General features: G+C 74.8%; 9 protein-coding genes. 3 read left to right on the top strand and 6 right to left on the bottom strand.

Translation table 11 applies throughout. The annotated features are described in order from the left end of the window. On the bottom strand, positions 1-1,186 hold a 1,186-nt coding region (locus tag AE652_RS29240), incomplete at its 3' end, for an AI-2E family transporter (RefSeq protein WP_082346048.1). A gap of 258 nt (positions 1,187-1,444) precedes the next feature. Here AE652_RS29240 and AE652_RS29235 point away from each other — a divergent pair. Beyond that, the gene (locus AE652_RS29235; RefSeq protein WP_049656889.1) at positions 1,445-1,681 is read left to right on the top strand and encodes a DUF6296 family protein; all 237 of its coding nucleotides are present in this window, start codon (positions 1,445-1,447) and stop codon (positions 1,679-1,681) included. A gap of 146 nt (positions 1,682-1,827) precedes the next feature. Here AE652_RS29235 and AE652_RS29230 read toward each other — a convergent pair whose 3' ends face one another. Then, positions 1,828-2,052 (bottom strand): hypothetical protein, encoded by a 225-nt coding sequence (locus AE652_RS29230; protein WP_049656887.1) that lies wholly within the window; start codon positions 2,050-2,052, stop codon positions 1,828-1,830. 137 nt (positions 2,053-2,189) lie between these two features. Then, positions 2,190-2,666, bottom strand: a complete 477-nt coding sequence (locus tag AE652_RS47515) for a DUF6343 family protein (RefSeq protein ID WP_063780303.1) — start codon at positions 2,664-2,666, stop codon at positions 2,190-2,192. Between the two features lie 240 nt (positions 2,667-2,906). Here AE652_RS47515 and AE652_RS29220 point away from each other — a divergent pair, with 240 nt between their 5' ends. Further along, entirely contained in the window at positions 2,907-4,898 is a 1,992-nt protein-coding gene (locus tag AE652_RS29220; protein ID WP_049656885.1) for a LamG-like jellyroll fold domain-containing protein, read from the top strand. Between the two features lie 108 nt (positions 4,899-5,006). On the opposite strand, the gene AE652_RS29215 is transcribed toward AE652_RS29220, so the two are convergent. Beyond that, on the bottom strand, positions 5,007-5,717 hold the full coding sequence (locus AE652_RS29215; RefSeq protein ID WP_049656883.1) for a TetR/AcrR family transcriptional regulator C-terminal domain-containing protein: 711 nt from the start codon (positions 5,715-5,717) through the stop codon (positions 5,007-5,009). A gap of 85 nt (positions 5,718-5,802) precedes the next feature. On the opposite strand from AE652_RS29215, the gene AE652_RS29210 reads away from it, so the two are divergent. Then, the gene (locus AE652_RS29210; RefSeq protein WP_049656881.1) at positions 5,803-7,206 is read left to right on the top strand and encodes an FAD-dependent monooxygenase; all 1,404 of its coding nucleotides are present in this window, start codon (positions 5,803-5,805) and stop codon (positions 7,204-7,206) included. 105 nt (positions 7,207-7,311) lie between these two features. On the opposite strand, the gene AE652_RS44305 is transcribed toward AE652_RS29210, so the two are convergent. Next, positions 7,312-7,485, bottom strand: a complete 174-nt coding sequence (locus tag AE652_RS44305) for a CsbD family protein (protein WP_082346046.1) — start codon at positions 7,483-7,485, stop codon at positions 7,312-7,314. A 130-nt stretch (positions 7,486-7,615) separates the two neighbouring features. Beyond that, positions 7,616-8,108, bottom strand: a 493-nt coding sequence (locus tag AE652_RS29205; protein WP_049656880.1) for an SRPBCC family protein, incomplete at its 5' end; no start/stop codon positions are given.

Below are 8,108 nucleotides of genomic sequence, written 5' to 3'. Positions count from 1 at the left end.
CAGCGGCCTGCGCCCCCGGGAGGCCGGGCCTGCCGCGGGTGCGCAGCTCGCCGAGCACGGCCCAGCCGACCGACACCACCGGCACCGCCACCACCGCGCCCAGGACCCCCGCCAGCACCGCGCCGCCGGCCACCGACACCGCGATCACCACCGGGTGGATGCGGACGGACCAGCTGAGCACCAGCGGATGCAGCAGATGCCCCTCGATCTGGCCGATGACCACGATCAGCGCGAGCACCAGCAGCGCGATCACCGGCCCCCGGGCGGCGAGCGCGACCACGGCGGCGACCGCCAGGGCGATCGGGGAACCGATCAGCGGGATGAGGGTCGCCGCGAACTCCAGCACCATCAGCGGCAGGACCAGCGGCACCCGCAGGATTGCCAGCGCGATGCCCACCAGCACCGCGTTGGAGGCCGCCACGATCAGCACGCCCCGGGTGTAGCCCGCGAAGGTGAGCCAGGCGGCGCGGCCGGCGCGGTCCCAGGCCGAACGGCTCCGGACCGGCAGCTGCCGCTGCGCCCAGGTCCACATCCGGTCGCCGGAGTGCAGGAAGAACACCGAGCAGAACACCGCGAGGGCCAGCCCGGTGACCAGCTCGACGATCCGGCCGGCGCCGCTCAGCGCGGTGCTGAGCAGGGTGGAGCGGTGGGCCGAGATGAAGGCGCCGATCTTGGCCCGCAGGTCGGTGACGGTGCCGGGCCGCAGGTGGAAGGGGGCGCCGGTGAGCCAGTGGTCGATCCGGGAGAGGCCGCCGCGCAGCTCGTTGCCCAGCCGGCCCCACTCGTCGGCGACGGTGGTGCCGACCAGCGCCAGCACCCCGCCGACGACCGCGAGGGCGCAGAGGAGGACGACCAGGACGGCGAGCGAGCGCGGCATGCCGCGGGCCAGCAGGTCGACCGGCGGGCGCAGCACGGAGGTGATCACCAGCGCCACGAACAGTGCGACGACCGGCAGTTCGAGCCGGGCGAGGACGTCGACGACCAGGTAGGCGGCGAGCCCGAGCAGCACCAGCCGCCAGGTGTACCCGGCCGTCGTCCGCAGTCCGGAGGGGACGTGCTCCCCGGGCGGATACGGGTCGGGACCCGGGCCCGGAGCCCCCGTCCGGGTCCGGCGCGCCGACACCCGGGGGCGGCGGCTGCCCAGCGGCACGGGCCGCCGGTCCGGTCCGGCGCCGTTCACTCCCACGGGCGGTCTCCTCGGGCTCGGCCGGGTGTCGTCCTCTCACGTCACGATGACCCATACCGCGACGGTTCGCTCTGCGGCGGCGCCGGGTCCCGTCACCCGGACAGCGGCATGCCGACCGCGTCGCTGTGCGGGCGTGCCGGGCCCGGGCAGACACGGGAACGGCGCCGGTCGCCCCGGGAAGGGCAATGGTCCTCCGTGTACAAGCGGCCGGATGAGGGGAGAATCCATGGCGCAGGGAGGGGGGAGAAGGAGGCCGAGATGAAAAGCCTCACCCGCCGCTACGCGGTGACACTCCCCGGCCCGATCGGCGGGCACGCTCCACCGTCCGTCGTCGTCGTGTACGAGACGCAGGCCGTCGGGCCCGGCGGGGGCCTGGTCTGGGAGAGCTCGGACGGCGACCTTCGGGTGGAGATCACCGGCGGGGTGGCCACCGTCCTGGCGGCTCCCACAACGGGCAGTCGGCACCCGTGCCTGATGGCGGTGCCGCTGCCGTGAGCACCTCGTCGTGAACCGAGAGCGCGTCGTCGTGAACACGTGGGCCGTGAGCGCGTGGTCGTGGGCAGGCGGCCGTGCGCACACGGCCACGACGCGTGTCGAGAGGAAGAGGAAGGCGACGGAGGGCGGAGGTCGCAACGACAAGGTCACCGAGCGCTGGCGGCCAAGGCCTCGCGCACGGTGACCAGGCAGGGGTCGCAGTACCGGTCCGGCCCGGCCGCACCGGCGCCGTCGCCCACCGGGACGACGCGCTGGGAGGGCTCCAGGAACCGCCCGCACAGCGAGGAGCTCGCGTCGTCCTTGGCCACCACGTGCCACACCACGGCGGGTGGGGAGACCGCCGGGTCGTGCTCGGCCCACATCTCGTACACGGCGCTACCTCCGGATCGCTGGGGGCTCGGTGACTCCATGCAAACCCGCGGTCTGCCGAACGGCCACCGGGCCAGACCCGGTGGGATGGTTGAGGCGCCGGTGACGGTTGGGCGGGCGACGGTCGGGGGCCGCACGCTCAGTCCCGCCGGTCGGGGCCCGGGTGTCCTGGAGGCCTGATTCCTGAGGCCGTGGTCCCCGAGTCTGTGCTCCCCGGGCCGCCCGCCCGGTCGCGGCCCTGGCCGGCGGCCAGGCGGCGCCGGATCACCAGCAGGTCGAGCGCGGTGATGCCGGCGAACCCGGCGCACAGGGCGGCGAAGAAGGCGTAGGTCCCCTGGTTGGGTGCGGGGCCCGGGCCGGCCAGCGCGGCCAGCACGGCGAACGCCACGGCCCCGCCGAGGAACAGGACGAGGAAGACCCGGGAGAGCACCCGCCGCAGCTCCAGGTCCGATCGGGCGGTCACCGGCTCGGTGCCCCGGCGTACCGTCTCCTGCGGCCGGAGCTGGGGCATCGTCCGGCCGGGGCCCTGCGGGGTGTGCGGGAAGTCGTGGCGCTCGCCGCTCCGGCGGCGGGCCCCGCCCGCGTGCGGCAGGTCTGGGCTGGGTCGTACGGCCATGACGGCCCCCGAACGGATTCGGCCGGTTGTGTTCCGTCGGCGCGCCTACCCGGTTCCGGCGCCGGCACACGCCCGCGGAGCACCCGCCCGCACCGGCCCGCCGATGCCCACCGTCGCCCGCCGCCCGGGCCCCGAAGCCCGGCGGATTCGGCCGCTGTTCACCGGGGCATGGCCCGCCCGATGATCTCCGACCAGTCCCGGTCCCTACCGTCAGGGCCCACACCACTTCCGGGAGCGAACATGCACGACAACCAGGCGACCGAGCACGAGTGCGGCTGCCCGCGGACGGCCGACCTCGACGGGGAGGGGCCGGCCGCGGACAGTCGGCGCCGGTTCCTGCGCGGGGCCGGTCTGCTGGGCGCGGGGGTCGGCACCGCCGGGCTCGGTCTGCTCGGCGCGGTGCCGGCGCAGGCGGCCGCACCCGAGGCGGCGGGCGCTGCGGGTGCGGCCGTGAAGGCGCCCAAGAAGGGCAAGGGGAAGGGGCGGTGGCAGCCCGACCCGGACGCCCGGCAGTTCACCGTCGTGGTCATGCCGGACACCCAGTACCTGTTCGACCAGGACCGGATCCACCCGGCGCCGCTGGAGGCCTCGGTCCGCTACGTGCTGGACGGCGGGGTCAACCGGGAGGACGGGACGGACGACAACATCGTCTTCCTGGCCCACCTCGGCGACGTCACCGAGAACGGCCTGGCCGTCGAGTACGCCGCCGTCACCAAGGTGTTCGGCCTGCTGGACGACGCGGGCGCGGCCTACGGCGTGCTCGCCGGCAACCACGACGTCCGCTCCTCGACCGACGACCAGCGCGGCACCACCCCGTACCTGGAGACCTTCAGCAAGGCCAGGGCCGCCCGCACCTCCGGCTACCGCGGCTCCAGCCCGGACGGCTACAACACCTGCCACGTGTTCCGGGCGGCGGGCCGCGACTGGATGGTGCTCTCGCTGGACTGGCGGCTCTCCGACGCGGGCTTCGCCTGGGCGAACGGGGTGATCGCGGCGAACCCCAAGCTTCCGGTGATCCTGACCACCCACGACCTGGCGCACGCCGACGACGGCGGCCGCGCCGAGCTGTCCGACAACGGGAAGCGGCTCTGGGAGCGGCTGATCGACGGCAACGACCAGATCTTCCTGACCGTCAACGGGCACTACTGGCCGCCCGGGCGCACCGTGCTGCGGAACAGGGCCGGCCACGACGTGCACGTGCACATCACCAACTACCAGGACCGCTACTACGGCGGCGCGGCGATGATCCGGGCGTACCGCTTCGACCTCGACCGCGGCACCGTCGACGTGTCGACCTTCTCGCCGTGGATCCAGCAGATCGCGGCCGAGGAGCGCAACGCGCTGGCGGCCCAGCACGTCGAGCTGACCTCGGACGTGGACCGCTTCTCGCTCGCGATCGACTTCGAGCGCCGCTTCGCCGGCTTCGCGCCCGTCCCGCAGCGCCCGGCGCGCCGGGCGGGGGAGCTGCTGGTCCGCGACACGGTGGCCTACTGGCGGTTCGACAACGGCGGCGCGGACGGTGCGGCCGTCACCCCGCAGCAGGTCGTCAAGGACCTGAGCGGGCAGGGCAACGACCTGCTCTGGCAGAGCGCCCCGGGCACGCCCGACGGCGCGCTCAGCTGGTCCGCCGAGCACCACCCGGACCAGCCGGGCCACGGCAGCCTCCTGTTCAGGGGCACCCGCTCGCCGGTCCGCGGCGGCTACCTGCAGACGGTGCCCACCGCGCCGGTGAACCGGGAGACCTTCGAGCGCGGGTTCACCGTCGAGGCCTTCTTCAAGCTGCCCGCCGACTGGGACTCCGCGCAGAGCCGCTGGTCCGCCCTGCTCAGCCGCTGGGGGACGAGCGGAGAGGCGGGCAGGAGCGGGCCCGGGACGGACGCCGACGAGCCGGTCGTGACGCTCAGCGTCTCCGAGGCGCCGGCCCTCCAGTGGTGCGTCTACCCGCTCAACCAGACCGGGGCGTCCACCTGTTGGGGTCACCAGCTGCCGCTGGACCACTGGTGGCACGTCGCGGTGGTCAACGACGGGAAGCTCAGCCGGATGTATGTGGACGGCTGCGAGGTGGCGCGCAACCCGTCGACGCCCGCGGTCGGGCTGACCACGCTGGGACGGCCGTGGATGCTGGGCGGCTACGCGTACGCGGGGGTGCTGGACAAGGTCTTCCACGGGTACATCGGGGACGTCCGGATCGTGAAGCGGGCGCTGCGGGTGGGCGAGTTCATGACCGCCTGACCCGCGCTCCCGCGCGGCACGGACACCGCCGGGCCCTGGTACGGGCTCGGCGGTGCGGTCGTTTCCGGGACGGCGAACGGCGATCGGCTGGCGACCGCGCCGGAGCCGTCAGCCGAGCAGGGTGGCCTCGACCCCGGCGAGCACCGCCGCCAGGCCCTGCTCGAAGCCCTCGTCGAAGTCCTGGAACATCACCCGGCCCGATTCGGCGGCCAGCGGGTGGGCGGCCAGGCGCTCGGCGCGGGCGTCCAGGTCGTAGCCCTCCTCGCCGTCGAAGGGGTTGGGGCCCATCGCCTGCTCCTCGATGACGTAGCCGATGGTGTAGCTGTAGGCGGTCTGCCAGGCCCGGGCGGCGGCCACCGGGGTGAACCCGGACTCGACCAGCAGGCGCAGCCAGGTGTCCAGTTCGGCCGCGTAGCCGGTGTCGGTGAACCGGGAGCCGCTGTAGACCTTCGCGCCGTCGCGGTAGCGCAGCAGCTCGGCGCGCAGGGTGCGCATGGTCCGCAGGTAGGTCTCCCGCCAGTCGCCCGGGGCCGGGGCGCGACCGGCCCCGTCGGCCCCGCTGGCCGCGTCGGCCCCGTCCGCCCCGGCGCCCGCGTCCGCCGCCGCCCGGGCCGTCATGCGGCGCATCATCTCGGTCGCCATCTCGTCCAGCAGCGCCTGCTTGTCCTTGAAGTGCCAGTACAGCGCGGGCGCCTTGACGTCGAGCCGGGCGGCGATGGCGCGCAGCGTCAGGCCGTCCAGGCCGGCCTCGTTCAGCAGGTCCAGCGCGGTGTCGACGACCTGGCCGCGGTCGAGCTTGGGGGTTCTCTGGGGGGTCACGGTTGACAGTTTAACGCCGTTAAGTGCACGCTGTCGGCAACGGCTACTTAACAACGTTAAGGAGGTTGTCGTGGCTTCTCACGGCATGCACACGGACGTCCTGGTCATCGGCGCCGGGCCCACCGGACTGGCCCTGGCGCTCGACCTCGCCCGGCACGGCGTCGCCGCGCTGGTGGTCGAGCGCGGCGCCGAACTCTTCCCCGGCTCGCGCGGCAAGGGCCTCCAGCCGCGCACGCTGGAGGTGCTCGACGACTTCGGCGTGCTCGACCGGGTCCGCGCGGTCGCCGGGCACTACCCGCCCAACCTGTTCTGGCGGGACGGCGAACCGCAGGGCGAGCGCCGGATGTTCGACCCGACCGAGCCCTCCGAGGCCGAGCCGTACACCGAGGCGCTGATGCTGCCCCAGTGGCGCACCCAGCAGGTGCTGTACGGGCGGCTGCGCGAGCTGGGCGGCGAGGTCGCGTTCGGCCGGGAGCTGGTCGGCCTGGCGCAGGACGAGGAGGGTGTGACCGCCGAGTTCGCTACCGGCGGCCCGGTCCGGGCGCGGTACGTCGTCGCGGCGGACGGCGGCCGCTCGACGGTGCGGCGACTGCTCGGCATCGGGATGACCGGCGAGACCGTCGACCCGGACCCGATGCTGGTCGCGGACGTCCGGATCGACGGGCTGGACCGCGAGCACTGGCACGTGTTCGGCTCCGAGGAGGGGATGCTGGCGATCTGCCCGCTCGGCGGCACCGAGGACTTCCAGCTGGTCGCCCAGTTCCCGGAGGGGACGGCCGTCGACCTCACCCTCGACGGGCTGCGCACGGTGGTCGCGGCCCGCTCCCACCTGGCCGCCGAGCAGGTCACCGAACTGCGCTGGATCTCCGAGTTCCGCCCGCGCGCCGCGCTCGCCGACCGCTTCCGCGCGGGCCGGGTCTTCCTGGCGGGCGACGCCGCGCACGTCCACTCGCCGGCCGGCGGGCAGGGCCTGAACACCAGCGTCCAGGACGCCTACAACCTGGGCTGGAAGCTGGCCGCGGTGCTGATCGGGCGAGCGGGGGAGGGGCTGCTCGACAGCTACCAGGAGGAGCGCCGCGGCAACGCGGCCGCGATGCTGGAACTGTCCACCAGGGTCCACCGCGGCGAGCAGCGCCGCGGCCGGGCGACCCAGCAACTCGACCTCGGCTACCGGGAGTCCGCGCTCTCGGTGGAGACCCGCCAGGACCTCCCGGCGGACGCGCTGCGGGCCGGCGACCGCGCCCCCGACGGCCGCCGGGGCGGCACCCGGCTGTTCGACGCCTTCCGCGGCCCGCACTGGACGCTGCTCACCGTCGGCACGGACACCTCGCTGCCCGCCGTCGCCGCCCCGGTGGTCCGCATCCCGGCCTACGAGGCGTACGGCACCGGGGTGTTCCTGGTGCGGCCGGACGGCTACCTCGGGTGGGCCGGCGCTACCGCCGACGGCCTCGCGGCCTACGCGGGGCGGCAGGGGCTGCTCGCCCCCTGACCGGGCGCGGCCCCTGAGGGGCCACGCCCGAGCCGGATCGGCCGCCGGGCGCGGTGGACGCGCGGACACCCGGCGGCCGTCCAGGGACGGCCGGCCGGGTGCCGGTCAGTGCTTGCCCGCGTCCTTGACCTTCTCCACGGCCTGTTTCAGGTCGCTCTTCGCCTGCTCGGCCTTGCCCTTGAGCTCGGTCGAACGGTCGCCGGTGGCCTTCCCGGCCGCTTCCTTGGCCTTGCCGCCGGCCTTCTCCGCCATGTTGCGCAGCTTCTCCTCGGTACCCACGGCGGGTGCCTCCTCTCGTCGACGGGGCGAAGGTCCGCCCCGGGCGGCGTCTGCCCGGGGCGCGGGCTTCCATGCGCGGGGTCCGCGAGTCGGTCCGGCGGGACAGTCCGGCGAGTCGGCCCGGCCGGTCCTACCGGGTGCGGGCCTCGGCGGCGGTCTTCAGGTCGTGCAGCCAGCCTTCGAGGCCCTGGCGGAGGATGTCGGTGGCGGCGGGGACGTTCGCGTCGACCTGGGGGCCGGTGTGGGTCTCCTCGGTGCGCACCAGGACGCCGCCGGGGACCTCGGTGAAGTTCCACACGTGGACGCCGTCGATCCGCAGCCCGGTCGCGACCGCCGGGCCGGTCCAGCGGATGCAGGCGCCGGGCCGCAGCTGCCGGACGGTGGAGGTGATCTCCAGGACGGGGTCGGCCGAGGCGGGGTTCGGGGGCAGCGGGGTGGTCCAGTGGAACGCCGACCCCGGGCGCAGCGGGCCGCCGTCGAGGCGCTCGGCGCTCCGCACCGGCGCTTGCCAGTCGGGCCAGCGCGCCACGTCGGTCTGGAGCCGCCAGACCGTCCGCAGCGGTGCGTGGACCACGGTCTCGGTCCGGTAGCGGACGCGGGCGTCGGGGTCGACGCCCGCCCCG

It is taken from the genome of Kitasatospora sp. MY 5-36 (genome assembly GCF_001182915.1).
Taxonomy (GTDB): Bacteria; Actinomycetota; Actinomycetes; order Streptomycetales; family Streptomycetaceae; genus Kitasatospora.
This window is presented reverse-complemented; position numbering and strand designations above follow the sequence as displayed.